General features: G+C 28.8%; 39 protein-coding genes. 3 read left to right on the top strand and 36 right to left on the bottom strand.

The features are described from left to right. The 30 genes from H8923_RS06385 to H8923_RS06245 all read right to left on the bottom strand — a co-directional run. The coding region (locus tag H8923_RS06385) for a hypothetical protein (RefSeq protein WP_187127864.1) at nucleotides 1-182 on the bottom strand (182 nt) is incomplete at its 3' end. Between the two features lie 13 nt (nucleotides 183-195). Further along, the gene (locus tag H8923_RS06380; RefSeq protein WP_153971993.1) at nucleotides 196-612 is read right to left on the bottom strand and encodes a hypothetical protein; all 417 of its coding nucleotides are present in this window, start codon (nucleotides 610-612) and stop codon (nucleotides 196-198) included. 13 nt (nucleotides 613-625) lie between these two features. Further along, complete coding sequence (locus H8923_RS06375) at nucleotides 626-1783, bottom strand: siphovirus ReqiPepy6 Gp37-like family protein (protein WP_153971994.1); 1158 nt, start codon at nucleotides 1781-1783, stop codon at nucleotides 626-628. Beyond that, nucleotides 1762-2385, bottom strand: coding sequence for a hypothetical protein (locus H8923_RS06370; RefSeq protein ID WP_153971995.1), 624 nt, complete (start codon nucleotides 2383-2385; stop codon nucleotides 1762-1764). Before H8923_RS06370 ends, H8923_RS06375 begins: the two co-directional genes overlap by 22 nt. 10 nt (nucleotides 2386-2395) lie before the next feature. Continuing rightward, complete coding sequence (locus H8923_RS06365; RefSeq protein WP_317982814.1) at nucleotides 2396-3259, bottom strand: phage tail family protein; 864 nt, start codon at nucleotides 3257-3259, stop codon at nucleotides 2396-2398. 6 nt (nucleotides 3260-3265) lie between these two features. After that, the gene (locus tag H8923_RS06360; RefSeq protein ID WP_153971996.1) at nucleotides 3266-6292 is read right to left on the bottom strand and encodes a phage tail tape measure protein; all 3027 of its coding nucleotides are present in this window, start codon (nucleotides 6290-6292) and stop codon (nucleotides 3266-3268) included. Nucleotides 6293-6306: 14 nt separating this feature from the next. Next, nucleotides 6307-6498 carry a hypothetical protein gene (locus H8923_RS06355; protein WP_207707764.1) on the bottom strand — a complete coding sequence of 64 codons (192 nt, stop codon included), beginning with the start codon at nucleotides 6496-6498 and terminating at the stop codon, nucleotides 6307-6309. Nucleotides 6499-6569: 71 nt separating this feature from the next. Next, the gene (locus tag H8923_RS06350; RefSeq protein ID WP_153971997.1) at nucleotides 6570-6908 is read right to left on the bottom strand and encodes a hypothetical protein; all 339 of its coding nucleotides are present in this window, start codon (nucleotides 6906-6908) and stop codon (nucleotides 6570-6572) included. 47 nt (nucleotides 6909-6955) lie between these two features. Further along, nucleotides 6956-7501, bottom strand: coding sequence for a hypothetical protein (locus H8923_RS06345; RefSeq protein WP_153971998.1), 546 nt, complete (start codon nucleotides 7499-7501; stop codon nucleotides 6956-6958). 4 nt (nucleotides 7502-7505) lie between these two features. Continuing rightward, nucleotides 7506-7835, bottom strand: a complete 330-nt coding sequence (locus H8923_RS06340) for a hypothetical protein (protein WP_153971999.1) — start codon at nucleotides 7833-7835, stop codon at nucleotides 7506-7508. Further along, nucleotides 7825-8217: an HK97 gp10 family phage protein gene (locus tag H8923_RS06335; RefSeq protein WP_153972000.1), complete on the bottom strand. Its 393-nt coding sequence runs from the start codon at nucleotides 8215-8217 to the stop codon at nucleotides 7825-7827. The genes H8923_RS06340 and H8923_RS06335 overlap by 11 nt, the downstream gene beginning before the upstream one ends. Continuing rightward, entirely contained in the window at nucleotides 8204-8518 is a 315-nt protein-coding gene (locus tag H8923_RS06330) for a phage head closure protein (protein WP_153972001.1), read from the bottom strand. Before H8923_RS06330 ends, H8923_RS06335 begins: the two co-directional genes overlap by 14 nt. Nucleotide 8519: 1 nt before the next feature. Next, nucleotides 8520-8807: a head-tail connector protein gene (locus tag H8923_RS06325; RefSeq protein ID WP_153972002.1), complete on the bottom strand. Its 288-nt coding sequence runs from the start codon at nucleotides 8805-8807 to the stop codon at nucleotides 8520-8522. Nucleotides 8808-8816: 9 nt separating this feature from the next. After that, complete coding sequence (locus H8923_RS06320; protein ID WP_172976731.1) at nucleotides 8817-10751, bottom strand: phage major capsid protein; 1935 nt, start codon at nucleotides 10749-10751, stop codon at nucleotides 8817-8819. Next, nucleotides 10744-11988: a phage portal protein gene (locus H8923_RS06315; protein WP_153972004.1), complete on the bottom strand. Its 1245-nt coding sequence runs from the start codon at nucleotides 11986-11988 to the stop codon at nucleotides 10744-10746. Before H8923_RS06315 ends, H8923_RS06320 begins: the two co-directional genes overlap by 8 nt. A gap of 20 nt (nucleotides 11989-12008) precedes the next feature. Then, nucleotides 12009-13730, bottom strand: coding sequence for a terminase large subunit (locus tag H8923_RS06310; protein WP_153972005.1), 1722 nt, complete (start codon nucleotides 13728-13730; stop codon nucleotides 12009-12011). Next, nucleotides 13730-14197, bottom strand: a complete 468-nt coding sequence (locus H8923_RS06305; protein WP_153972006.1) for a phage terminase small subunit P27 family — start codon at nucleotides 14195-14197, stop codon at nucleotides 13730-13732. Before H8923_RS06305 ends, H8923_RS06310 begins: the two co-directional genes overlap by 1 nt. 210 nt (nucleotides 14198-14407) lie before the next feature. Continuing rightward, on the bottom strand, nucleotides 14408-14797 hold the full coding sequence (locus tag H8923_RS06300; RefSeq protein ID WP_147516490.1) for an HNH endonuclease: 390 nt from the start codon (nucleotides 14795-14797) through the stop codon (nucleotides 14408-14410). 34 nt (nucleotides 14798-14831) lie between these two features. Further along, complete coding sequence (locus H8923_RS06295) at nucleotides 14832-15311, bottom strand: DUF4236 domain-containing protein (protein WP_153972007.1); 480 nt, start codon at nucleotides 15309-15311, stop codon at nucleotides 14832-14834. 234 nt (nucleotides 15312-15545) lie between these two features. Beyond that, nucleotides 15546-16007, bottom strand: a complete 462-nt coding sequence (locus H8923_RS06290) for a sigma factor-like helix-turn-helix DNA-binding protein (protein ID WP_147516492.1) — start codon at nucleotides 16005-16007, stop codon at nucleotides 15546-15548. Nucleotides 16008-16022: 15 nt separating this feature from the next. Further along, nucleotides 16023-16391: a VRR-NUC domain-containing protein gene (locus H8923_RS06285; RefSeq protein WP_153972008.1), complete on the bottom strand. Its 369-nt coding sequence runs from the start codon at nucleotides 16389-16391 to the stop codon at nucleotides 16023-16025. A gap of 42 nt (nucleotides 16392-16433) precedes the next feature. After that, nucleotides 16434-16568 carry a hypothetical protein gene (locus tag H8923_RS17470; RefSeq protein WP_263457698.1) on the bottom strand — a complete coding sequence of 45 codons (135 nt, stop codon included), beginning with the start codon at nucleotides 16566-16568 and terminating at the stop codon, nucleotides 16434-16436. Nucleotides 16569-16598: 30 nt separating this feature from the next. Next, complete coding sequence (locus H8923_RS06280; RefSeq protein WP_153972009.1) at nucleotides 16599-16754, bottom strand: hypothetical protein; 156 nt, start codon at nucleotides 16752-16754, stop codon at nucleotides 16599-16601. 12 nt (nucleotides 16755-16766) lie between these two features. Beyond that, nucleotides 16767-16943: a hypothetical protein gene (locus H8923_RS06275; protein WP_153972010.1), complete on the bottom strand. Its 177-nt coding sequence runs from the start codon at nucleotides 16941-16943 to the stop codon at nucleotides 16767-16769. After that, nucleotides 16918-17067 (bottom strand): hypothetical protein, encoded by a 150-nt coding sequence (locus tag H8923_RS06270; RefSeq protein WP_153972011.1) that lies wholly within the window; start codon nucleotides 17065-17067, stop codon nucleotides 16918-16920. Before H8923_RS06270 ends, H8923_RS06275 begins: the two co-directional genes overlap by 26 nt. Beyond that, nucleotides 17054-17650, bottom strand: a complete 597-nt coding sequence (locus H8923_RS06265; RefSeq protein ID WP_153972012.1) for a sigma-70 family RNA polymerase sigma factor — start codon at nucleotides 17648-17650, stop codon at nucleotides 17054-17056. The genes H8923_RS06270 and H8923_RS06265 overlap by 14 nt, the downstream gene beginning before the upstream one ends. Before the next feature lie 16 nt (nucleotides 17651-17666). Next, complete coding sequence (locus tag H8923_RS06260) at nucleotides 17667-18560, bottom strand: replication protein (RefSeq protein ID WP_187127863.1); 894 nt, start codon at nucleotides 18558-18560, stop codon at nucleotides 17667-17669. A gap of 108 nt (nucleotides 18561-18668) precedes the next feature. Continuing rightward, entirely contained in the window at nucleotides 18669-18809 is a 141-nt protein-coding gene (locus H8923_RS06255; protein ID WP_153972013.1) for a hypothetical protein, read from the bottom strand. After that, nucleotides 18809-19636, bottom strand: a complete 828-nt coding sequence (locus tag H8923_RS06250) for a recombinase RecT (protein WP_153972014.1) — start codon at nucleotides 19634-19636, stop codon at nucleotides 18809-18811. Before H8923_RS06250 ends, H8923_RS06255 begins: the two co-directional genes overlap by 1 nt. Beyond that, nucleotides 19636-20625 (bottom strand): YqaJ viral recombinase family nuclease, encoded by a 990-nt coding sequence (locus tag H8923_RS06245; protein WP_153972015.1) that lies wholly within the window; start codon nucleotides 20623-20625, stop codon nucleotides 19636-19638. The genes H8923_RS06250 and H8923_RS06245 overlap by 1 nt, the downstream gene beginning before the upstream one ends. A gap of 346 nt (nucleotides 20626-20971) precedes the next feature. Here H8923_RS06245 and H8923_RS06240 point away from each other — a divergent pair, with 346 nt between their 5' ends. Further along, nucleotides 20972-21232 carry a hypothetical protein gene (locus H8923_RS06240; protein ID WP_153972016.1) on the top strand — a complete coding sequence of 87 codons (261 nt, stop codon included), beginning with the start codon at nucleotides 20972-20974 and terminating at the stop codon, nucleotides 21230-21232. A 126-nt stretch (nucleotides 21233-21358) separates the two neighbouring features. Here H8923_RS06240 and H8923_RS06235 read toward each other — a convergent pair whose 3' ends face one another. The 5 genes from H8923_RS06235 to H8923_RS06215 all read right to left on the bottom strand — a co-directional run bounded on the left by H8923_RS06235 (nucleotide 21359) and on the right by H8923_RS06215 (nucleotide 23895). Further along, nucleotides 21359-21568 carry a hypothetical protein gene (locus H8923_RS06235; protein WP_153972017.1) on the bottom strand — a complete coding sequence of 70 codons (210 nt, stop codon included), beginning with the start codon at nucleotides 21566-21568 and terminating at the stop codon, nucleotides 21359-21361. A 60-nt stretch (nucleotides 21569-21628) separates the two neighbouring features. Then, nucleotides 21629-21823, bottom strand: coding sequence for a helix-turn-helix domain-containing protein (locus tag H8923_RS06230; protein ID WP_187127862.1), 195 nt, complete (start codon nucleotides 21821-21823; stop codon nucleotides 21629-21631). Between the two features lie 610 nt (nucleotides 21824-22433). Further along, the gene (locus H8923_RS06225; protein ID WP_153972018.1) at nucleotides 22434-22742 is read right to left on the bottom strand and encodes a hypothetical protein; all 309 of its coding nucleotides are present in this window, start codon (nucleotides 22740-22742) and stop codon (nucleotides 22434-22436) included. Between the two features lie 33 nt (nucleotides 22743-22775). Further along, a complete protein-coding gene (locus H8923_RS06220) occupies nucleotides 22776-23642 on the bottom strand; it encodes an ORF6N domain-containing protein (protein ID WP_153972019.1) in 867 nt (288 codons plus the stop codon). A gap of 37 nt (nucleotides 23643-23679) precedes the next feature. Beyond that, nucleotides 23680-23895, bottom strand: a complete 216-nt coding sequence (locus tag H8923_RS06215) for a DUF739 family protein (RefSeq protein ID WP_153972020.1) — start codon at nucleotides 23893-23895, stop codon at nucleotides 23680-23682. Between the two features lie 204 nt (nucleotides 23896-24099). Here H8923_RS06215 and H8923_RS06210 point away from each other — a divergent pair, with 204 nt between their 5' ends. Together H8923_RS06210 and H8923_RS06205 are read left to right on the top strand one after the other, a co-directional pair. Further along, nucleotides 24100-24570: a helix-turn-helix domain-containing protein gene (locus H8923_RS06210; protein ID WP_153972021.1), complete on the top strand. Its 471-nt coding sequence runs from the start codon at nucleotides 24100-24102 to the stop codon at nucleotides 24568-24570. A gap of 20 nt (nucleotides 24571-24590) precedes the next feature. Then, nucleotides 24591-25031 (top strand): ImmA/IrrE family metallo-endopeptidase, encoded by a 441-nt coding sequence (locus H8923_RS06205; protein ID WP_153972022.1) that lies wholly within the window; start codon nucleotides 24591-24593, stop codon nucleotides 25029-25031. Nucleotides 25032-25076: 45 nt separating this feature from the next. Here H8923_RS06205 and H8923_RS06200 read toward each other — a convergent pair whose 3' ends face one another. Continuing rightward, a complete protein-coding gene (locus H8923_RS06200) occupies nucleotides 25077-26588 on the bottom strand; it encodes a DUF4041 domain-containing protein (protein ID WP_153972023.1) in 1512 nt (503 codons plus the stop codon). Nucleotides 26589-26769: the final 181 nt, after the last annotated feature.

The raw sequence follows: 26769 nt of genomic DNA, 5'->3' as shown, positions 1-26769 counted from the left end.
GAACTCCCATCTGGTTTTATTACACATAGAGCTACTATAGCTTTATCTATATTAAATAGTTCTCCGCCTCGTGTTATTCGCATAAAAAAATCAGATGTATCGTTATCAAACTCATCAAACTTCATGACTGAGTTATTACACCTGAATTGTAAATCTAGTCTTAAATTATACTTTCTATCCATCTAAGCACCACCTTTAATAGCCTAATATAAACACCTTGAACCTAAATCTATTATTTGCCACTGTGTTGTTTTCTGTTCTGTAGTAAAATTTCGCACTATTTAAATTCCCAACATCAGCATAAGAAGATGTAAAATATGAAATATAAGTTGAGTCATTTCTAGTTATGTTATAACAACATTTAGCATCAGCGTAAACTACTTTATTAAGTAAAGGAATAGGGAAGTTAAATACAAAGTTACAAGTAACTCCATTTGTAAAGTCAGCTTCAACTTCCCCCCACATTATAACTAGTCCTCCGGGTAACTTCCTATATCCATTAGATTTAAGTGTTTGTTGCTGACCTACTAACATATCTTCACTAGTTTCAAAGTGATAGGTATCATAGTCAACTCCGTTAAATATTTTATACTGAGATTTTATATCAGCCATTTTATCACCTCTTTTATTTAGTCTTTATCCATACTTTACCTTTATAACTATCTGAAGGCATATCTTTGCCTATAAATTGTTCTTTATTTTCAAAATTTCTATTTGATATTTGTTTTAATTTTTTAGAAAAATCTGTAAATGTATTTCCGAATGTAACTTCAACATCAAAATTATCTTCATAAATTTCTTTAACTTCAATGATTTGTGCTTTTTGAGTTACTTCGATTTCATCATTTCTTATAGTTCCATAATCACCAAGTTCCCATAATACTTGATAATCTTTAGCGTTTATAGAACACTCATGTGATTTAACTTCTTTATGCTCAGCAAGTTTTTCTTTTGCTCTGTCTATCAAATTAGTATTTTCTTCCTGATTTTCTAAATCTCTCGCATCAATAAATATCTCTTTCCTATTAATACCTGATAAATTATCATTTACATATTCTATTTGCCTATCAATACCTTCTCCTTGTCCACCAACTATTGCACAATTTTTATAGTCTATATCACTATCTGTGTAAGTTTCACTAAGTATATTATCAAGTTTTCTTGAGAATAAAGCATATGAATTTATATTTTGTTCTGTAGATCTGTCTACTCCCTCTACAACTTTAAATATAAATTGTTTATTTTTATAATCTAAGTCTACTCTAAATCCTAACTCGGATAACTCACTTAACTTTGTAAGTTCATCTAATAAACATTCATATCTAGTTTGAAATATTACTTTACTACCTTTGTTAGAATATTGTTTGGTTGTTAAATAAGGTATTTTTCTATTTATGTGTTCTGGATTTATAGCATTTTTAATTACAAGTTGTATCATTATATTTTCTATGTAATCATTATAATAATCATATGTTTTTCCACTTGGAGGATATGTTACTCTATCAATAAACAATCTTGTCAATCCAAATCCTTTAACTAAGATATCTTTATCATCTTCACTAACTACTTGAATATGCTTAATAACACCAATTTTAGAGGGGTCATTATTTAACATTATTATATTATCTTTTTTAAATAACTCTTTATTATAATTAGTGACATGAAACTCAAACTCATTATATGAATTCCATTTTCTGATATAAAAAAGAGAAGTATAGTTATCTACTTCTCCTATAAAATTTATATCTTTATCAAATATTCTTATATTAATTTTTTTATCCATATGCTACCCACCACCGAATCAATAGGTTTATTTTGTTGAATATAAATATTCCTCCATCCCTTTGACTGCTGACTATTAAACCACTCATCAAATTGAGTTTGAAATTGAGTTACCATATTATTATATTCTGTAAGATTCTTAGGTCTTATAGCTCCACAAAGATCATTACTAAATCTTTCATCAATTATAGATATATCTCCTCCTGAAGTAACTTTTACTTGGCATAAACTTAATTCATAAATAAGGTTATCTCTTTGTAACGATGGAACAACAGGATTACTACCAGCTACACCTAATTTTTGTTCTATAGATACTTTTTTAGAACTTAAATTAAGTCTAAGTACAATTCTATCTATTCTAGTATAATTACTATCTTTAGTTATAATTATAGTTTTATTACTATCATTATATAGATAAAAACCTTTTATTATTGAAAATCCAGGTTCTATTATTATATTATTGCCACTAATATGACAATTAAGAGTCATGTCTCCATTTTCGCTAATAGAAACACCACTCTCGTAAATATTGCTAAAATATCTATTAAATTCATCTTGGCCATATAAATAATCACCATCAAAGAATCCACTATACTCTGCCATAATGCACCTCCTATATTCCTATATATCTATTCCTATATCTTATCTCAACACTTTGAGGAGTAAGATTATTTTCTGTTGTATATTCAATAAGGTTGTCTCCCACCCTCAATTTAAAAAAGGTACTATCTAAGTCTATATAATTAAAAGCATTAGTTCTTACACCATTTCTTTCAATCTCAACTGTCTTATTACTAAATTCAGTATTTATAATTAAAGTATCATCACTTGTAAGTTCTCTATTAACTTTAATAAATTCTCCTGTAGAGTGATTTATTACACAAGGATTATTTGCTGGACCTTTAAAATATATTTTTATAGGTGTCTCAACATGCCCATTATTGTAAATATTTTGCTTAGTTTCGCCACGCTTTTTAAAACTAAGAGGCAGACTAAATTTAAAACTCATTCCTCCTACCCAAGTACATATCTCTTCTCCATATTCCATTACATCTTTCATATAAGGATCATGTGCTAATAGAACAACCTCGCATTCAGCAAATTTGGTATTAGATTTTATAGGCATAGTTGGGGATTCATCAGGTACAAGTTTGATACTTCTTTGTATATCTCCATATGAGTATATTAGTTCTCCTTCTCCAGCTTTAGGATTGATAACTCTTAAGATTTTATTTCTGTAATTAATATAATCTTCATGACTATTTCCGATAAGTAAAAATTTTATTACTATTTCTTTTTTATTTAAATTACTTTTCTCATACTTTTCACCATCTTGATTTATGTATTTAGTAGTTGTATGCTCAGCTTTAGTTTCACTTAAGCCAGTTATCGATTGTAATATTATAGGTTCAGAATTTTTAAAGTCTATTTCTCCTAAAGATGATATATATTTTATTTTTTGATAAATATTACTCACCTCCACTTAAATATTCATTTCTAAAACTAATCTTCTTTGTGCATTCTTAGTTTGTCTAGCAATTTCATTTGGAGTAAGAGGATTAGGACTGTATATATTTTGAGTTATACTAATATCTCTATTTCCTTGATTATCATTTATATTACTATTTATATTATTCATTAAGTTCGGATATAGTATTGAACTTTTAATGTTACTGTCATTAGTTAAACTTTGTACTTCAGATACCATAGATGTAAGTTTTGTCTTTAAATTTGTGTATAGATTAGGCATTTCATTATCCATACCACTATCAACACCTTCAATTATTCCTCCACCTACAGGGTACATTACTTTTGCAGGTGAATTTATTTTTAATGCTGATTTAAACCCGTTTACTATACCAGAACAAAATCCACTAATTTTATCTTTTATCCATCCGCTAGCGCCTGTTATACCATTCCAAATACCTTCGACTGCTGATTTACCTATATTGACTAACTTCCCAGGTAAAGAAGTAAATCCATTAACAATAGAATTAACAACATTTGAAGCAGCAGTTTTACCTTTACTTACCATGTTCGAACCCATTTGAACGATTTTTTGAATCGCTTGGCTTAACCATGACCATAAACGACTTGGCAGTTTACTAAAATAATTAACTATACCATTTATAGTGTTACTAGCAGAAGTTTTAGCTTTGCTATAAGTTTGAGAACCCCAACTAGTAATCTTTTGTATGGCTTTAGATAACCATGACCATATACGCCCTGGTAATTGGCTAAAGTATTTAACTACATTATTTATCCAAGTAGGTACGTTTGTTGATAGATAAGTCCATGTATTAACTCCCCAATTAATTATATTAGCTAAAATAGAACCTAACGCAAATCCAATTTTATATGGTAATTGATTGAACCATGTAACTATATTAGTTATTAATTGCGGAATAGTTGTTGTAAAAAATGTACTTACATTAGTACCCCACTGATTAAATATATCCATTGTCATAGTCCATAAATTACTAAACCAATTCGGAATTCCTTGTAAGAAAGTAATACATGAATTCCAAGCATTAGGTATAGTTTCTGTAAAAAAGTCACATATAGATCCCCAGCATTTAGACGCAGATTCTTTTATAGCTTTCCATGCTGAAATAACTTTATTCCTAAATTCTTCATTTGTATTCCAAAATACTATAAGCCCAGCTACAACCCCAGCTATTGCTGCTCCTACCCATACCATAGGATTTGCTAACCAAGTACTATTAAATAATTTGGTCGCTGCATTTGCAAGTGTTAATCCACCTTCGAGTGCTTTTATTCCTTTAACAAAATTAAATATTTTTTCAGCTACAAGTATACCCTTTAATATCATAAATGAAGTTGCTAATCCACCAAGTATACCTGCTATAGTAGGTCCATTGTTTACTATAAATGATACTATGTCGCCGATTACATCAGCAATATCCGATAGAATATCTTTTATAGTTGGAGCATTATCTTGCACATAGCTTATAGCTTCCTCTACAACAGGTTGCAGTTCCTCCCCAAGAGGTTTTATAACATCAGTATTTAAAGTCCGTCCAAGTCCAGCAAGTGCTGACCCTATATCATCATATTTTTGGCTATTAATAGTTTCTAACGTATTAGATGCTCTGTCAGCCTCCCCTTGAATATTCATTAATGCTTCTATACCTTTAGGTCCTAAGTCTTCAAACATTGTCCCAAAAAGAGCTACGCCTATTTCATTTTGTTTTAAAGGATCCTTGACTGAGAACAACGCATCTATGATTTCTTCCATAGCATCTGCTCCAACTTCTCCGCCTTTGGCGAATCGTTTGGTAACACTATCTACGTTTAAACCTAATTCTTTAATAGATTCTGATGCACTACCATCTTTCATTCTTATTCCAAATTCTTTTACTGCATCCCCTAATTTATCTACCGAGAAGGTGCCTGCATCAGTCCCATTTTTCAATGAATTAAACATCTCTTCTGCACTATACCCAGCTTGCTCAAAATGAACAGAGTATTCATTTATTGTATCTAATAAGTCTCCATTTTTATCTAATCCCATTTGTGCACCTTGTGCAATTAGGTTATAAGCTTCATCTGAAGATAGTCCAAATTGGTCCATTAACATTTTAGCTGCTCTAGTAGACTCATTTACTTCAAACTCAAAAGTATCTCTTAATAAGAGTGCATTTTCTGTAGCTTTTTCAAGTTCTTTTCCTGCTAGATTTGTAGTAACTTTTACTGTCCCCATACTTTGAGCAACATCTTCTATTGATTCTCCAAAATTGTTTTTATAGATATTTTCCATAGAAGTATTCAAACTATCAAATTCATCTTTACTAGCACCAGTTCTTGTTATTAGTGTATTAAATGCTTTATCAAATTCTGTAGATAACTTTAAAGCATACCCTGCTCCAGTAGCAGTTGCCGCTCCAACTGCTAGAACTCCTGCACCAATAACTTTAGCTGAATCTAATAGTTCATCTTTTTGCTTTTCTAGTTCTTCAGTTGACTTTTTAACAGCTTCTGCATGCTCTTTTTGCTCTTGTTCTGCACGTTTTAAAGCTTCTTTTTCTTCTGCTAATGCTTTATTTTGTTCTTCAATAGTTCTAGAAAGTTTTTCAGCTTCTTCTTTCGCAACTCCGTTATTATCTCCAAATTCTTCTAAATTGCGAGTAGCTACTTTATATGAGTCTTTAATATTATTTAATTCTTGTTCTGTCTTTATAAGTTCTCTTTGAAACTCTCTATATTGTTCCTCGCCTATATCTCCTTTTTCAAATTGAGCTTGTACTTGTGCTTGCGCTGCTCTTAGTGAATTTAATTTTTCTTCTGTAGAATTAATAGATTTTCCTAAAAGTTCTTGTTTCTGAGCTAATAGTTCTGTATTTGTAGGATCTAATTTAAGTAACTTTTCAACCTGTCTTAATTCAACTTGTAAAGATCTACTTCTTTTATTTACATCTCCTAGCGCTTTATCTAAAGGTGCCGTATCTCCTCCAATTTCAACTGTAATTCCTTTAATTCCTTTGGCCATACTATTCCTCCTTTCTATAAAAATTGTTTTAACTTCTGCCTATCTGGCTTTGTTTGTTCTAATCTAAAAGCATTCTCCAAATACTCTACACCGCTCTCAGTTTGAGACTGTTTATATATAAATGCATCTCTTCTATACTGTAAATAATCTATATAATCTAACTCTTCTACATCTAGCATATTTAATCCAGTATATTCAGAAACCATATGTTCCCAAAATGTTGTGATATCATAATTAAATCCCCTATTATCATCATCAATTGGATAATAAGGGATTTTTAGTTTTTTCCTTTAATTCTAGAGCCGACAAACTCCATATATTTACTTAAGAAAAATTGAACATCATCTATATCAAATATTTCTTCTAATAGATCCTTTCCAATATTTATTCCACCTTTGTTTCTACTCATTACTACTGAACAAGTTTCATATAATATATTTATCTGTTCATCTTCAGATATATCATTAGATTCATCATCAATCAAATCTTTTATCTCTACTAACTTATTCATCACCTTTTTACTAGGGCTTAAAATCATAATAGTTGTTTTTTTATCATCATTAAGTGTTATAGTTAAATACTTTTTTTCTCTTGAATTAAAATCTATACTGCTCATAAATTCCTCCTAAAGTAAAATAAAAGAGGGATATCCCTCTTTTACCATTATTCTGTTATTGTACTATCAAATTCTTGGTATTTTATTAATGTTCCTTCACTATCCTGTGGTAGTGCTTTAAATTCAGCATCAATTACAGTTTCTTTATCTTTAGCAAAAGCCAATGAGAAACCAGCTTGGTTTTTACCTACTATAGTAATTCTTATATCTCCATCAACTGGATCTTTATGTACAAAGTGAATTATATAAGATTTCCCATTAGCATTTCCTGGGCCACCAATTTTTACAGTTCTTATATGTTTGGAACTATCTTCTGTAACTCTACCAGTTTCGCATAATACTTCTAGTGTTTTTCCGTTAAATGTCATTATCCCGCTTTTTAAAATAACTTCTTCCTCTGTAAGTATAGTTTTAACAACTACACCTAAATCATCTTTAGCCTCATAGTATGTAGGCTTATATTCTAGTGTCGCACCACCACTTATATATCCAAGTCTATTTTGCTCTGTTTCTATAGTTTCATTTTCAGGTATTTCTCCTGTGAATTCTTTATAATATAAATTTCCGCTTCCTAATGTTATTCTTTCTGACATATACTTATCTCCTTTTCTTATCTGAGAATTCAAAATCATATACAGTTAAATAATGTTCTTCACTGTCAATCCAATCTCTACGTCTCCTATAGTCAGTCCCTAATATATTTAATATTAAATTCTCAACTTTATCTGAGGACTCATCTTGATTTATTGTTTTAGTATATAACTCAAGAGACACAGTGTGTTTAATAATAAGAGCTTTCTTATTATCTGAACCATAACAATGTTGTTCATCATTAAACACGATATATGGATAACCAGGTGGTTTTAAGAAACGAATTTCTTTAGACTTTATATTAGTTTCATCTGTAATAATATCTTTAAGATCCATCCTTAACCACTCTTTCTATTTTAGTTTCTAATTCTTTAATTGCTATTTTTTCATTTTTAGTTATATGGTTATCTCCTTTTACAAAACCGCCATCTTTACTTTTATGACCATGATTAAGAAGATGTGCTAATCTATGTTCAGGTTGTTTAACATACCAAACCTTAATTTTTTTATATTTATTTTCATATTTAGTTTTACTAGCTATAGCTTTTTTATATTTACCTCTTCTTCTTCCTATCTTTGCATCCGCTTTAGTTCTCTTAACTAAGTCCACCGCAACTTCTTCGGTAATCTTTTTTACACTTTCTGTAACATCTTCACTATAGCTTTTAAGCTCTTTATATAAAGTATCAGCTAAACTATTTAAATTACATTTGCTCATGCCTTCCAGCTCCTAAAAGTTTTACATTCTTATGTTTTAACATATAATCATCATAATCTTCTATATCATAAATAACATCTTCAAATACTATTCTGTATTGTTGTGTATTTAACGATATTTCTTTTAATGGAGTACAGTATCTCACATTAAAAACAAGTTCCTGAGAATATTGAACTGTACCTGATGATAAATATTCAGAGCCTTTTGATTTATTAATAGAAGAGCGGAGCCTTAAATAATCGCTCCACTCCTCTGTATCTTCATTGAGTTTTTGTATTATAATCGGTCTATTATAAACCATTTTAACCCTTCTTTCGCTTCATATCACACTTTATTTGTAAAGAAAAATCATTAATTAATCTTCTTACATTTCCACTTACCTTATCGTTAAGGCTATGATTATCATAGAGATCTTCAATTATAATTAATGCTATTTCTTTAACTCTTTCATCTTCTTGAGGATAATCTATACCTAAAGCACCTTCTAAATACAGATCAGCTACTCTTTTTAGATGTTTTAGTCTAATTGTTATAGCTAAATCTTCATAATCTATACCAAGATAATCTTTTATATCTTCAATAGTAATCATAGTTTATACCTACTCAGCAATAGTTATATATCCATTTACAATCGAATCTTTATCTTTAACTTTATAATCATCTCTTATGATAGCTCTTAGTAAGGTCATATTTTTAGCATATGCATTAAATGAACCTAAAGTTGCTACATTAGATGCCATTATACTCATAGATTGGCGATCAAACTTTTTTACATAATCAAATAAATTACCAATTATAAATGGTACTTTTTGTGTGTTAGTTGGAAATACTTTATTAGGTAGTACTTTAATATTTAATACAGTAGTTCCGCATCTTAATTGCATTTGTGATGGTGCAGTTGGATCTGGGTTTAATAAAGGGCGACCAGTAGTATCTTTTAATGTGTCCAAATAATTTAAACCATCATCGTTAGTATATATTTTAGCTCCATTCTTATAAGCTTGCCCTAATGTAACATTAAGCGCTTTTTTAATACCATCAACGTCCTTTAAGTCTACTTCATCTTTAGTAGCAACTAATTCTAATATTTTTTTATTAGACGTTGCAACATCCGCTTTACCTAGCCACTGTGATACTATATCTATAATATTAGAATCACTATCATTTATTAAGTCATTTGATACAGGCATAAATCCAGCTCTATCTTGTATAGTATAATTTAATCTTTCAAAAGTAGGTGCTTCAATTTCTTCTGTTATTTCTCCATTTTCATCTATATCAACAAAAGTATCTACTTCTCCTTTCTTTTGATAAGTTCTTGATCCTTTATTAGTACTTACTTTTTCAACATCTATGTCTTGTAATAAAGAATAATCAACATCCTTATAGTACTCTACTTTAGTAGACACATCTACAGGTACTGTATAACCACCATTAGCATCTACACTTTCTACCAACCCTTTACCTGTAATAAAACTTCTTAATGCTTTTGTAAAATTCTTTAATTCATCTTCTTTATTTTTATCAGATTTAACTTTTTCTAAATCATCATCTGTCGGTGTATTTTTTTCTTTTTCTGATTCATACATTTTTTTTGCTAGATCGAATTCTTTTTTTAGCTCCTCAACTTCTTTCCATAAAGTATCTGCCTTTGCTAAGTCTTTATTTTCTCCATCTTCCATAAATCCTTTTGCCATTGCTTCTTTTTGCTCTATTTTAGCAAATATTTCTCTCATTTTCTTATTCATAACTAATCCCTCCGTATTATTTTTTATAAATAAAAAAGAATCTAATGCTTTAAGTTTTAACTTAAGTTCAGATTCTTTGTTTATATCATTATTTTTTTTATTTTCTTTTTCATTTTCATCAATAAAATCTTTAATTTTAGCACCATAGTTTTTAGTTGTACCAGCTCTTGGTTGGGCTGGAACTGCAACTAAAGATAACTCATATGCTTCTTTTGCACCATCTAAGGTAAAATAACATATTTTTTTACCTTCTACCGTATTGTACTCTTTACCCCAATAATGATTACAATAGGTTGTAACATTATCAGTTCCACAAATACTACAATAAGCATGTTTTGCTTTACATCCAGTAGATACTTCTTTTTTAATTCCACCTTTAATTTCTGCTATTAGGTCTTCATTCTTTGAAGTTTTTATCATATATTGCTTTGTTACTAATTTAGTATATATTTCTCCTGCTCCTGTTAATTTTGAAGCATCTTGAATTAATTCTGTGTCAAATATCCTTGCAACTTGATTATCTGCACTTCTTCTATGATCTTTTATTACTGTTTTACCAATATATAATTTCTTTAAATCTTTTAATGCATTTAAATTAAATGGTTCAAAGTTTCTATCGTCTAACTCATTATCTCCTACTACAGTTTTAAATACATATACTTCCTCTGCAGTCACTGGAGATAGTGTAAACTTATTTATTTTCTTTAGATCTTCTTCTGTAACTTCACAAGTTTCCACATTTGCTGCTTTAAAAATAAAATCTTTTTCTATTTTTTCATCATTCATTTGTATCATCTCCTTTCTGGTACTGTATTCCTGCTAAATTAACAGGTATACTCGCTCCATTTCCTAGTAATTTATCTCCACCTTCTTTCGCTTCCATGTCTAATAGAGCTCTAGCTTCATTTGGTGTATATATAAAATTACCTACTGCAGTACTCAACGTTTCTATTTGAGTTTTTAAGTCTGCTCTTAGTATTACAGATATATTAAACTTAAAATGTAACCCTTGATCTAGTTCATACTGACTTAATAATTTATAACTTATCTCTTCTTCATACTGTTTAAGAATATATAACAAAGTATCAACGTAAAAACTTAATTGTTGTGCTTCAGCACTTGCATAACTTGACTTTGTATAATCTCCTATTTGGTAAGGTTTAATTCCAAATGCACTAGCTATTTGAAGCGCACTATATTGCTTAACTTCTATAAATTGATTATCAGCAAGTTTAATATTTAATGGTGTAAGTGTTGCTCCAAGTGGCATAGGTATTATATTTCTAATACCTTCATTTTCGAGTTTGCCTGTTGCATAGTCTTCTATACCTGATATAAATGTTTTTACATTATCATCACTTAAAGAACCTGTATATTGTACTACTGCCTTCGCGGTAAACCCATTTTCATACATTTTATTAAGTAATTCTTGAGATTTTAAGTTCCCTTGTATGCTTGTTTTTAATTGTTGTCGTACTGATACACCTGTTATCCCATCAAATGTATGACTTGTCTTAAAATGGAGTATCTCTTCTGAACCAAATTTATAAAACTTAGATCCACTTGAATATAAATAATAAATATCAGCATTTTCACCTAATAATCTAGCATCATCATACCAAATTTGCATTTTTCTATCATCTAAAATCCATAGCTTGGTATCTTCTCCTGCTCCATCTATTAATATATAAGCATTCCCAAAGTGATTTCTATTATACTCAACTGTACTCCAAAATGTACTTGCAGTCATATATGGATTAGGTCTTTCTTTTAAAATTCTATATAATGGATGATCTCTAGCGGCTGTAACACCATTTTTATCTGTATATTTTAATAATTTCAATGGGAGTTTCCCTATTGATTCACTAAGTACTTTAAGACATGCAAAATATGTAGCTTCACTTAGATCATCTTTATTTACACCTTTTAACCCTAAAAAGTCTAAAAGATGCTCTAGTTCTATATCTGCTGAATTATTTTTAAATGCTTTATAGGCATTCTTAAACCTTTTAGTAATTTTCATTTTATTCACCTCCTCTCAAATTATTTTTTCCATCCCATTTTTGCTAAGTACTTATCAAGTTCTGTCTCAACATTAACAACTTCTTTAGTCTTAATTTTCATTTTCACTGTTCTAGCATCTATACACGCATCGACTGGGTCTATACGCTTAAACTTCGCTCTAGGTTCTTTATCTACTTTGATTTCTCCAAATGAGTTTTTAACTGTTTTGGCATTAGTAAAACTCCATGTTAGTAGTTCGTTACGCCTATCATACTCAACCTTCCCACTTTTTACAGCTAATTGCATATCTACAGTAGCATCATTTAAAAATTTAGCTGACTGAGTAATCAATAGTACTGGACATCCAAACTCCTCTAAATCAGAAAGTATACCATCAGCATTGTGAGGATCTACTCCTATCCCCATAAATTTTAAGCCATACTCTTCTTTGATTTTTTTCAAATGATTAATAATAAACTTATAATCATTTTTATAATCTGAGCTACCACCTGTTACCGTTAATAACTCCATCTCTTCCCATAGATCATATGGCGCTAAATCTGTCTCTACATGTTCCTCTAGTCTTCCTCTTGGCATAAATGAATGTGAATATAAGTAACTATTTTCATCTTCATCATCAAATTCAAGCGATAATGTAGTTAAGTCTCCCCCACTTGATAAATCTAGTCCTACCCAACATTCTTGTCCTCTAAAGTCATCTAAAGTTCTATCTGAGCCACATTCTTTCCATTTGTCTACATTTATAAATTGGTCATCTGTATTTTGCACCCACATATTAAGACATTTAACCAAGAAGTCCCTTAAATCAGAACCTCCCATATCTCTAGCAGTTTGTGCATCTGTTCTTAATGTTTCAAGCCCTTCTTCAGTTGATGCTAAAAAAGGATTTGCTTTTATCCAGTTATTTTCGTCCCATATATCATCATTTTTATCTAAACAATATATATCAACAAAAAAATCCTCCGCGACAGTTAAGCCTTGAAGGATCTTTATACAGTAATCATCCATTTCTTTACAGAAACTATTTAATTTATCACCTCTAGTAGTTATCATACTAACTAAAGTTTCTTTTAAAGATCTAGTTCCATTATATATTGCCTTATATATTTTATTATCTCTATGTTGATGTAACTCATCTATTGAGCTATATATAGACCTAAAACCATCATCTAATCCTGCTTCTTTAGATAAAGCTTCTATTGTACAGTCTGTTTTTAATGCAGTTATTAAAGATTTATAGTCTTGTACCTTAAATAATTCGTTTAGGTCCTCATCTATAGTTATAAACTTAGCCATTTCCTCCCAAGCAAGCCGTGCTTGTCTCTTTTTTGTAGCTACTGTAAATAATTTACCGAATCTATAACTACTAAACCCTGCTACATATGTACCAGTTATACCATTTTCAAAGGTTTTACCATTTTGTCTTGCCATAGATTTATATTTACGTCTAAATCGTCTGTTCCCATTTACTTTAAACCATCCAAATGGAACTGCTAAATCAAAAGCTTGACAATCTAATAATCTTACAGGTTTAGGTTCAGAACCTTCTGCAATAGTTAGCGTTTCTGCATAGTCTATTATTCTATTTGCTTGTTCTTTTGACCAATAATAAGGAAATTCTTCTGTATTTTGCCTTTTTAAATCATTTAGATGTCTTTTACAAGCAAGAATATGTAACTCTCCAGCCTTTACCTCACCATTAACAACTCTTTTTGCATATTCTGTAGCTCTATCTCTCATCATGTTCCACCGAACTTAGCAAATTTATTTTTTTTAGGTTCTTCTGGAGGTTTAGGAACGACTAATTTACATCTACTTGATATAGTTAGTCCTAAATCTATTGCATGGCTCCTACACTGTTTTGTATATCTATCTTCTAATATAGATAATTTATTATAAGTATCAAAATCTTTAACTGGATCCATATTTATTAATGTTTCAGAAATTTTAACATAATTTCCATATGCTCTTATATACATACCTAATGAATTACAATCTAAGTTAGACATTATATCTAATTCAACTAATTCATTTGCTATCTTTTTGAATTCTTTTTTCTCTTCTTTTGTTAGGTTTTTTGGTGTCTTTATTTTATCAGATTTAGCTTTTATTTCAGAATTTTTTCTAGCTTCAATTTCTGCTTTTGTAAGATGTTTCTTACCTTTAGCCACCACTAACTCAATAGGTTGTCTTTGACCAGCCACCATAATCACCTCCAAATTATTTTTGAATTTCTCCGTGGGGAGTTTTTTGTATAAAAACCTCCCCTTGTATCGTTATCCCCAAAACCATTCATAGAATTTCACCCACCCCTACCCATGTGAGCCATTCTAAGAGGTTTTATTTTATCCTTAATGTATTTATACCTTTAATATGTACACACGGCTTTAAATAGGTCATATTGATATGGCTTTTGGTTATTTTTTTCTTCTTTTAAACCTATTATGCTTCTTGTTATGACACTCTAGGCACTGACAACGAAGATTATTATAGTCTAATCTTAATAGCCATCCTTCTTCTGTTTGTATAGCTTTGATATGATGTACTTCACTAGCTATAGCTCCACAGTCCTCACACTTATACTTCTTATCCTGCAAGTACTTCTTAGATAGTATCTTCCACTCCATAGAGTTATAGAACCTAACATACTTAGGATCTCGTTTTTTATTATATCTACTATTGGCTGCTTTGCTATACTTAACTTTAGCTTCTTCCTTATCTTTATCTACTATCTCTTTACAGCGATCACAGTATGTTTGAGGATACTGTATTGTTACTTTACATCTTGCACATAGTTTAGTAATCATATATATCCTTTCAAATAAAAAAGGAATCCTACTCTTAAGATTCCTTTATATCCTTATCCTTTAATTGTTTTAATCCTTGCCATTTTATAAATCTTCCCATGATATTCGTTAAGCATGCAAATAGTATAGCCACTATAGATAGTAAGAATACAAATGCTCCTAAAGGAAATGCTGCTATAAATAATAATATAGCTATTATAAAAAGAGCTTTACTTATACGTTTATACTCATTAGATCTCTTTAATACATTTTCTTCTGTAAGTTCAAGCTCACTTACTAGAATGTTACTTTTATTATTATTAGTAGTATTATTGCTTTTCCCTTTAGATATATTACTAGTTGATACATAAGAAACGCCTGTACCCGGAATTCCTACAGATGTTGTCTTTCTACCTTTCGAGTTAATAGATACTCTTGCTCCTTTTACTCCTGCACTTATACCTACACTTTTCTTACTTACATTTAACTTAACTCCACCACCAAGGTTTATACTTTTTCTAAATCTTAATCCCATTATTATCTCCCCTAAATATTTTTCTATTAAATACTATTATACTTATTAATACTAAAAAAGACTAGATATCTTGTAATCTAGTCTTTTTATCTTAGGGATTAAAGGGTATATAGTGACATAAATCACTTAATTTATATAGCTTTTTATTATTGCTATATTAACATATTAACACATTTTATTTCCACTCTGCTTCCCATGTTTTTCCCATGTTTTTCCCACGAATTTCCCATAATATTATACATAAGTAGCTTCTTCTCCATATATATAAAATGCAAGTTTCTCAATCGCTTCATCATGCATCCTCGCCACTTGACTCTTTGAATACTTTAATTTCTCTGCTATATATTCAAACGATCCATTTTTTCTTTTATTCTTTAAGTATCTTAAGTTTATTATATTCTTTTCAGTATCTGTTAACTCTCTAGAGTATATTTCATACATTCTCATAGAAAAATCTATTTTATCTATTTGAGCTTCTCTGTGAGTAATTTGAGTATCATAACTTTCTATTAAGTCAGCTATGCTCTTATAGCTTGAATTTTGTATTGAACACCCATATTCTATTCCATCATTTAAACTTTGTCTTTCCTTTAATATTTCTATCTCATCTTTCAACATATCCTTTTTAGTTAATTTAACTCTTAAATTTTTCAAGTATTCTTTTGTCTTTTCTATATAATCTTTTTTTATGTTCAACTCAATCACCCATCTTTATGTCATTTTTATATACGATTCTATAGTCGCTTTAGCTTCATCAAATCCGTTACATACTACTGCGTAATATCCTTGCTTATTTAGTTCTATTATCCATTCTCTTTGTTTAGGAGTTGCCTTATTATTACCATATTTCATTTCTATAAATAAACCATGAAACTTCCCTCTAGCTACTGGTAAAAATAAATCTGGAACACCAGCCTTAACTCCTTCTGTCTTTAACCTTCTAGCTTCTGTTTTATTCCTTTGACCACCATTAGGTATATGAAATATTAATCCTAACTCTGGCCATACACATTTATTTAAATTACACCATTGTATCAGTGTTATCTGCTCTGTTGATTCACTTCTCTTTTTATGTATCATATCTCCACCCGCTCTTATGGTTCATTTTATATCCTAAAAAAATTATTGTTTTATCCTTATCTTGTTTTCACAAAATAAACATTCAACTACAACCTCTTCATTATCTTCATTGTATCGTATAATTATAGTTGTACTTCTACACTCTTTGCATTTTATTTCAAATTTACTTTTACCCATAATTTAAAGTCTCCCTTTTATTTACTTTTCTTAGTCATCACCATAAAGATCAAGTGCTAATGGTCCTTCTTGATATTTTTCATAACAAAGTTTTTCATCTGCAACGTAGAACATACATTGATCATCAGTCATGCTACAATAATATCTTCCTTCTTCACAATCAAATTTAGCAAATCTACAACTCATAATCTCCACCACCTACTTTTGATAATAATATCTTTCAAGCTTATTTTCTTTTACATTGAATACTTGAAAATATTTGTATCCAAATTCATCTACTACATCTTTTCTTTCTAAAAGATAATCCTTATAATCTATCCCTCTTTTACTAAAATATTCTTTTATTTCTCTAGTTAATTTTCTTAGTTTTTTCATTTCTGCTACCCTCTATATTCTTTAATTCATTTTCAGCTTTTATTAACACATCTAATTCATTACATCCTATTTCCATATATGCTATAGCTAAATATATCAATTCTTTTAATCTATATAACTCCATAAGGATCTCCTTGTATATATCTACTATGATTAATATTTCTTAAATTACAAATTATACAATCTAACCTTTCTTGTAATGATATTTCTACTCTTGCACGTTTAATTTTACTTGAAACAGCCTCTTGAGAAATTCCTAATATTCTTCCAATTTCACTCTGAGAGTATCCTAAAAAAGCTAATTCAACAATTTTATCTATATTTTTAATCTTAACTTTTTTAATTTTACTTACATAGTAATCAGAAACTTCTGAGAAATTTTCTTCATATCCTATTAGTTCTTCAAGCTTTATAGTATTATCATTATAAACTTTAGATTCTAAACTCATATAGCCGTTATTATAGTGCTTATTGAAATATCGATTTATATAGTTGTACATTCCTCCATATATGCATTTAATTGCTATTGTAGAAAATTTACCTTTCCTCTCATCATATGTATTTGCAGCTTTAAATAAATATATATACCCTTCTTGAAATAGGTCTTCTTTAAATTCTTTATTTATATTGATAAAAGCTTTAAAGTATTTATTAGCTGTAAATGGAACTAACTTCATATTTTCCTCGAATAATGTATTTTTGCTCACTAAATATCCTCCCTAATTATTGAAATTTACCTTTTTGGCTTTCTCTTAAAAGTTTTTCCAGTTCATCCGGATCATAATTCATAAAAGTTTGATTTATATTATGAAATCTAGTTTTAACTTGAGGTATAAAACATTTAGCATTGTTAATACTAAATTTATAATCATTTGTTATAGCTGATATTAAGTAACCTGCTGCGTTATTTGTATTAGCTTTTTTTGTCATATCTATCTTTTCTAATAAGTAATTTATATCTTTTCCTTTTTTCTTAAAAGAATCTTCTATTGCTTTAATAGTTTTATCATCAAAAGAATTAAAAGCTTTTTTTATTTCATCAACAACAACATTTATTTCTTCTTTGTTATTATTATTATTGTTATTATTATTATTGTTATTGTTATTATTATTGTTATTGTTATTATTATTGTTATTGTTATTGTTATTGTTATTCCCTTCGTCACATTCTCCGTCACGTAACTCGTCACATGGATTATTAAGAAAATCATCAAATATTGCTTTAATTTTCTTATTCTCAATTTTTTCTCCAACTAACTTTATAAGCTCTTTATCTTTGATTTCTTTAAGTTCCTTTTTTACACAATTTTCTATAGGTGTTCCAGCTCTTGGAAAATTATACTTACCCCAATTTAAAATCGCTAACTCTCTAGTTTCCTTGTTATATTTGATATTCTTATGATGATTAATAAATCTATCCATTAAAGCATTTATACTTTCTATTGAATAACCTAACTCAAAGGATATTTGTTTTTTAGTTATCTGATAAATCCCTATCTGTGTTGTTTTTGGATTAGTTATCAAATATAAATAAAATAACTTATCTTCTGGAGTCATTTCTTCTATTACCTTAGGATCTTGCCAAAAAGTTACATGTACCGGTCTATATATTGCCATGTGTATCACCTACTATCTTTTAATTAAAAATTTTATACCTAGCCAACATCCTAGAATTATTAGAATTACTAGAATGTCAGGCTAATATTGTCATGTATATTAATTGCATTAATTTAACTCCTCTAATACAGTTAAGTTTTCTATATATTCGTCTCTGCATTCTCTACTACAAAAGTTAAATTCTTGATTACATATTCCTAAAATTACAGCTTCATATTCTATCTCTTCTTCACATTTTTCGCAGTACATTATTTTTCAACTCCTTCAAAAGTAGCTTGACCTTCTGGGATATCTTCTTTTACTTCATAGTCAACTTCTAAGGAATTTGTTTCATCATTTACCAAACTCATATCTTCATCTATTTGAGTTTTTACCGTTCCATCACTTACCATAGCTCTTTGCGCTTCTATAGACATTGGAGCATATTTTAAAAGTTGTTTTATAACAGTCTTCTTTGCCATTGCATCAAAATCAGTTTGCCAAGGACCTTTATTAAAAGATGCACTCTTAGATTTAGCATGTTCTAATACCTCTTCTTTAGTCATAAACACAAAACTATGACCTCCTGTATCTAAGTGGTATACTGCATAATACCCTATAACATCACCTCTATTACCTTTTAAAACTGGTTCATGTATTAAATCTTGATGTAATCCATATTTAACTTGAAATGTGTCATTTTCTCTAACCTCATGAGCATACAAAGTCTTCATTTTACCGCTTCTTAAGGCTAAGTCTAGCAATCCTTTATATCCAACCTGGAATTGTACTTTATTACCATATGGTATTAAGTAAGCTTGACCTAATGGTGTATTTGGCTCTAGACCTAATTGAGCACTATCCATCATTGCAGCTAAGAAACTCATAGGTTCACAATTTAAAAATTTAGGATTACTGCTAAATGCAGTTAAAGCAACTCTCTGAAATCTTTCACTCGACATATGTTCTGGTAAAGCTTTCTTAATTTGTGTTGCCATCTTTTCCATAAGTTGTTCCATGGCCTTATTAGGGCTTACTTGTTTTACTGAATTTCCTCCTGATGCCTTTGCTTGTAATTTATTTTTTAAATCTGCCATTATTTTAATCCTCCTATTTTAAAAGTTCTTGATATACTTGTTTTCATATATTGCTCAGCTATGTTTGGCATTTCTTGTTTCAAACGTTTAGAATCTATTGTATTTCTACTTGAAGTTTTCCAAGTTATCTTTCTATCTCCTACTTTAGCAACTTCAAACTCTTGCATTTCACTTTGTATTTCCTGCTCTATTAATTTCTTTTCACTTTCTAATTCTTTTATATCTGAAACTATCTCGTCATATCTTAGTAATTTAGCTGGTCCATCTTTTAAGAAATGTAATTCAATTTCTTGACCATTGGACTGCTTATACTTTTCTTTAAGGTATAATGAGTAAGCATCACTTCCATCTGGTAGAGGAACTATATCTTTTAATATGTTTTCTTCCCAGAACTCTTTTTCTATTTGCATAAGATAATCAATTGTTTCTTGATCTCTTTCTATTTTGTGCCATATAAAATCACTATTTCCTATTAAAGCTGCGATATAGCAATGTGTTGCTCCCGTTATAGCCATATAGTGTAAACACTGTATTTCATAGTGTGGAGGTATACCATCTTGCCATTCTTTTAATGCATAACTATTTGTAGTCTTGCACTCTAAAAATGCTTTTTCTCCAACTATAGCTCTATCTATATTCGCTAGTGCAAATGGATACTTATCATTTTTTAATATCCCATTTACATTCCTTACTTTCAATCCTGTTTCTTCTGTAAATAATTCCGCCACTAATCCTTCCAGTCTATTTCCTAGCTCCATTTTTAAACTTTTAAGTTCCTTTGGATTTTCTTCTTTTTTATCCATATATAATTGTATTGAACTTTTCCAAGGGTTTAATCCTGCTATGCAACTAGCATCACTTCCACCTATTCCAGCTTGTCTATGTTTAAGCCATTCTTCTTTTAGCATATCTTTTGTATCTGCTACCACCTTTGCATCTAAATACTTTCTAAATTTTTCATTCTGAGATAATATTGCTATTTTGCTCATTTTGTGTTATCCTCCTATTTAAATCTATTAGAATTTTTATTTTTGAATTAGGCCTATTGCAGTAGGCCTTTTTCTCTGCTAAATCCTTTTAATTTTCCATCTTTTATTATGAAACATATGCTCATTTGTTCATATGTTTTGTTAGTTTCTTCTAAGGTTATGCTCAAAATATCCTTGAACAACATAATCTTTTCCTTTCTACTAGATTAATTTATTATATATAATTATTTCATTTAATCATTTCTTCAGGTTGTTTATTGCATTTTTAATGCTTTTTAAGTATATTCTTGTCATTATTCTTCTTTTTTTGATATAATATCCTAAATATTTTGAAGGTGGTGATATATTGAATTTATTTATAATACAAATTAACATCAATAAAAATAATAAAAATTATAATAAACTATTACAAACTATAAAAAATTCTGGTCAATGGTATAAGTATAGTGATTGCTCTTATTTGTTAAAAAGCACTCTATCTATAGAAATTCTCACTTATGCTATTTCAAAATATGTAAATATTCATAAAGATGCAAGTATACATCCATTTGAAAATAATAATTCAATTAATTTGGAAAATTTTAAATTCGAAAATGGCGTATATTAAATACTAATTTCCACACCATCATATTTTATAGAGTATGATGGTTTTTAATTTTGAATATAGATCTATACTTGTCCTATTTTTAATGTTTCAAGGCTTATCGCCTTTTATCTTTCGATTATCATATTTTTAAATATTATCTTTTTCTTTTTGTTTTTTTAATGCTATTGACTCATATATTCTACTTTGATTTTTAGATACATCTTCTAGTACCATTTTTATTTCTTCATCAGTCATTTTTCTTCCTAATACAGTCTCAGGAGATACAATATAAACCTTTGCTCTACCAATTTTATATTCCGCATCATAATCATATTTCACATCATGTTTATGTCTCATGAGAACCCCCCCTTTAATTAATTTTATGTTGTTCAAGTTTTGTCCTATACTAAGTAATACCTATTTTAATAATTCATCTATTGTTAATCCTAAATAATCAGCGATTTTCTTTACTGTATATACTCCAGGATTTTTATTCTTTGCTTTTAAAATTTTGTATAAATTTTCATGCGCTACACCTGCTCCTCTAGATAACTGATGTACATTCATACTTTTTCCTTTCAAAATTCGATTTAAATTGTCATTTATTTTCACCTTCTAACACTCCTTATGTTATAATTTTTATATGGAATATAATTCCACTCATATCGGTAAGGTGGTGATGCTATGAATTATTATTATTTTAATGATAATGTTGACAATAATGGCAATCATGAAATTCATACCTTTAATTGTTCTTATCTACCTTCGTACTTTAACAGAACATATATAGGTTCTTTTTCAAGCTGTGAAGATGCCATTAATGCTGCAAAATTACAATATCCTTATAAATCATTTGATGGTTGTTTTTGGTGTTGCCAAAAAATTCATAAAGACTAATATTGACAGATAGTAGGATTATTCCTGCTATCTTTTTTTATTATTGAATTCCATCTTACTTTATTAATTCATCAACTATTAATCCTAAGTAATTAGCAATTTTTTTACAATTTTTATCGCTGGATTCATATTCTTTCCGCTTAAAATGTCATATATATATTACCTTGACTAACTTCTATTTCTTTCACCATTTTATATGGTTTAATTGTTTCTGTTAAATCTTGTAGTCAATGTAAGTCGATAATATTATCTTCTGATAAATAAACTAGGCTTACCACACCAATATGTATACTGCTCTTGAACTTGACCTTCTTGAGCAGTTTTCTTACACTCTCTTTTTTTCTAGCTCTTCAACTAATTTCTCTGTTGATATATTATCTAAAACAATATTACTAAAATTCATATGATTATTCGATTGAGTATCTATTCTACCGAAACTATTTTCTTGCTTCCACCAATTAAAATCTTCATTTCCAAACATTCTAATATTTTCATTCATTGACTTCATAAACTCACACCAATTTCTTATCTCTTTACTCACTTCTACAGGATTTGTATTTTCTAAAACATTCTCATATTGTATTTCTTCTAATATATCTATTTGATCCTTTGCTATTTTTATTAAATCTTTCATTCCATTACCTCCTACGCTCACTGGCTCTTTATTTTAATTTTTAGAAATACCATATTTTATAGCCATATCTTTTACTATTGCTACATAGCCTTCTATAAGCTTTTTATCTTCTTCTATAACATCTAAGTAATTAAGTCTATCTCTTTTACTTTTAGATACTCCTTCTTCTGCCATTCTTCTACGTTTATTTGTAAGCCTTGTATCTAACTTAACACCAAATCTTTTATTTAAGAGCTCATAACTTTCTGATTTAAGTAAGTTTATATGTTCAAATCCTCCTTGGTTTATTGCTATTTTTGCTATCAATGTTTGAGTTTCACTTCTCCAACTTGTAGTATCTAATTGCACTATTTCTCTTATTTCTTTTACCTCTGCTTTTGCTGATAAAGCATGATGTGTTGCTCGGTTGAGCTGTTGCTTTATAGCCTTCATTTCTTGTAATGACGATATTAGTACATCTTCTATACAAGATGGTTTATGTTCTTTAATTTGTTTCCTCATTGCAAAATACTCTCTTCTAAATTTCTTTCTAAGTTCTTTCGCTTTTTCAGTTCTCATAAGACTTACTAATGTAAAGTATCCTTGCTCCGATAATATGTAAATATTTTTTGAATTTGCTATGGATTGCTTCGTAAATCCTAGTTCTAAAAGTGAACCGATGCTGTCGGTTGAGTTTTTTAAATCTAAAATATCAATACCTTCCTCAAATTCATCAATATTTTCATTTATTAATGACTGAATGTCATTTGGTCTTACTCCATGTATTTCAGCTATTGTCTTAGCTAATACAACTTTTTCACCTTCTCCAAAACCACCTTCTATAACCGGTATTTCTTTACCTAAAAATTCTTGAACTCCTGCTATTTCTATTTCTGTTTGTGCTATTGCTAAATTACTCATTTTATTCCTCCTAATTAATCCATTTCAGTTTAGCTTTCTAAACTTTCTGTTTAAAAAAATATTCTGGTATTTCTTCTTTTGACAAATCCAATAATACATATGCCCTATTGATTTCTTTCTGGGTAAAATCCATACGATTATTAAGCCTTAAGCTTAACCCAGTCCTACCTATGTTTAAAGCTTTTGCAAAATTATCTTGAGTATCATAATATTCTTTTATTCTTCCTTTTAGTTTTTTATAATCAAAACTCATTTTCTCCCTCCTTGTAAAAATATTTCAGTTAGTTTAGTTTAGTTTAGTTTTCTAAACTTAACTTGATTACATTCTAGCACCTCTATTTTTTAATGTCAATAACTTTTTTTCAGTTTTCTAAACTTTTTTCAAAATTATAAACGCTTTTTGTTGTGTTTTCTAAACATTGATGTTATATTTAACCTATATGAAAGGAGGTTTTTAATGAAAACTATATCTGAAAGAATAAAAGAAGGCCTTGAAATTAGAGAATTAAAACAAGCCGATTTAGTTAATTTAACCGGAATTTCAAAAGGAGCTTTAAGTTCATACATTTCTGGTAGTTATGAACCAAAACAAAAAAATATATATAAAATAGCTAAAGCACTTGATGTTAATGAAGCTTGGTTAATGGGGCATGATATTCCTATGGAAAGAAATATACAAAAAGAAACTAAATCAAGTTACAATCCAAATGAATTAACTAAAAAAGATGAAAAAAGTATTCAGAAAGATTTAAAACAAATTATGGATGATTTCAAAAGCGGTCAAGATGGCCCTGCTTTCTACAATGGAGTTGAGTTGGGTTATGAAGAACTTGAACTTATAGAACAAGCTATGGAATTAGCTTTAAAAAGCGCTAAATTAAAAAATAAAGCTAAATATACACCTAAAAAGTATAAAAAAGAAGAATAAGGAATATAAGGGGGAGTTTTATGAGTTTTAGCATTCCAAAAATAGTTTCTAGCTTAATAAAAAAATATAAGACTAGAGACCCTTATTCTCTAGCACAATATTTAGATATAGAAATAATAGAACATGATCTATCTAACGCTTATGGAATGTACCGTCTAATTAAAAGAAATAAATTTATATTTATTAATAATAATTTAGATAATGCAACTAAAAAATTTGTATTAGCCCATGAGCTCGGACATGCTGTACTTCACAGAACTAGTCCTGGGTTCTATTTTAAAAATCATACTATGATTAATACTTCTATATATGAAAAAGAGGCTAATACTTTTGCAGCTGAATTAATTATATCTGATGATGATTTCAAAGAGGCTCTATATTGCGGATATACAATTCCTCAACTAGCTTCTACTCTCAATGTAACAGAAGATTTAATAAAATTAAAACTTGATAATTTATAATAAAAAAAGATGTGGTTTATACTACATCTTTTTTTATTATAACAACTACATTAATTTACTTTGTCTATATTCTAGCGCTTCTGCTAATTTTGTAAATTTGATACTCGCACCTGTTATATTATTAACTTCTTCTTCTATCTCTGATAATTTGACATTAAAAAATTCTTTTCTTAAATTAATTTTATTTAATCTTTTCTCATTAAACTTATTATGTAAATCTTTTTCAAGAGTTGGAGCATCTTCACTATATATCATTGCATGAACATCAAAAGAGAATGGTACTGAAGCATCACTTAATTCTTTTACTCTATCCATAGGCTCTAATCTTCTAGTCATACCAATTTTATATACATCTTCTCCAAATGAACCTATATTAGATATTATATATACATATCCTGCTCTTGTTTTTTGAGCCATAGATTCAGCTCTCTTCATTTTTTCTTCTGCTTCTTTTAAATTTTTCTCTAAATTTTGTATCTTTAATTCTAAAATACTTTTCTCTTCTAAACTCGCTTTTTCTAATTCTGCTTTAACTTTTTCTAGCATTTTTTCATACATGAGCTGTTCTTTTTCAGCTTCTTTTTCAAGTTTATTAATTTCTGCTTGTATCTTCGCTTCTTCTCTCATTCTTTCCTTTATTTCTCTTTGCTCTTCTCTCTCTTCTTGTATCTTTATCAAGTATTCATATTGTAATTGCAACTCATCTACTTTTAATTTGTAATATTCCATATTTATAGAAATTCGTAAAATTAATACTAATTTATTAATTTGTTCTTTTGCACTTTCTAATCTTTTTCTACTATTTTCTATATTAGCAACTGAAAGTTTATTAATTATAATATCACATTCATTGTTAAATGTTCTAATTATAAGTTTATGTATATTATTTATATATCTTTTCTTTTCTGAGTCTTTAACACTATAACTAAATATGTCATTTATATCTTTTGTATTTAATGCTTCACCTTTTTTTACAACTTCTTTTTGCTTGACTCTATTTAATTTCAACTGCTCATTATATTCTTCAGATAATTCATATTCATATTTCTTATCAAACATACCTACTTGAAATGTATATAAATCTTCTTCTAATTCTTGATAATTTAATACTTCTGTCGTTAATTCAAGTTTATTAGAAACGTTGTTTAATTCTTCTTCTAACTTTTTAATATCCCCTTTGAATTCATTCTTTTTTTCCTCTAAATTTACTATATCTCTTATGATACTATTGTTATTTTTTAAATCTTCAATTTTCCTCTCTTCCTGTCTTTTCGTAATTCTAGCCCAATCAATATCTTTATCTATTTTTTTTAATTCGGATACTCTTTTTGATTTCATTAAATTAAATTCTTCTTCTAATTTATTCATTTCTTCTTTATTATTTTTTATATCATTTTCTAAATCTAGTTTACTTTGCTTTAAATCAATGTTCTTTTTAATTTGGTTATTTAATATAATTCCTAATATTCCTGTAATAATCCCCATCCCTGGTGTTACTCCAGATATAAAACATAATATTATCAATACAATAAACAAAGTTTTAATTTTTTTGTTCATATTTTCCCCCCCATTAAAGTTAAGTTTTCACGACATATTTTATCATAACTTGAATTAATTTGTAAAATATTCCAATTAATTACTATTTCTTTTTTGTTCGGATTTGATTCCACTTATGCACACTTAATGACCACTTATGAAATGCCACTTTTTCAACATTCGCATTTATATACTTTCGTTA

The organism is Romboutsia faecis (genome assembly GCF_014323405.1).
Classification (GTDB): domain Bacteria; phylum Bacillota; class Clostridia; order Peptostreptococcales; family Peptostreptococcaceae; genus Romboutsia_E; species Romboutsia_E faecis.
The sequence above is the reverse complement of the archived record's forward strand: the minus strand, read 5'-3'. Positions and strand labels throughout refer to the sequence as shown.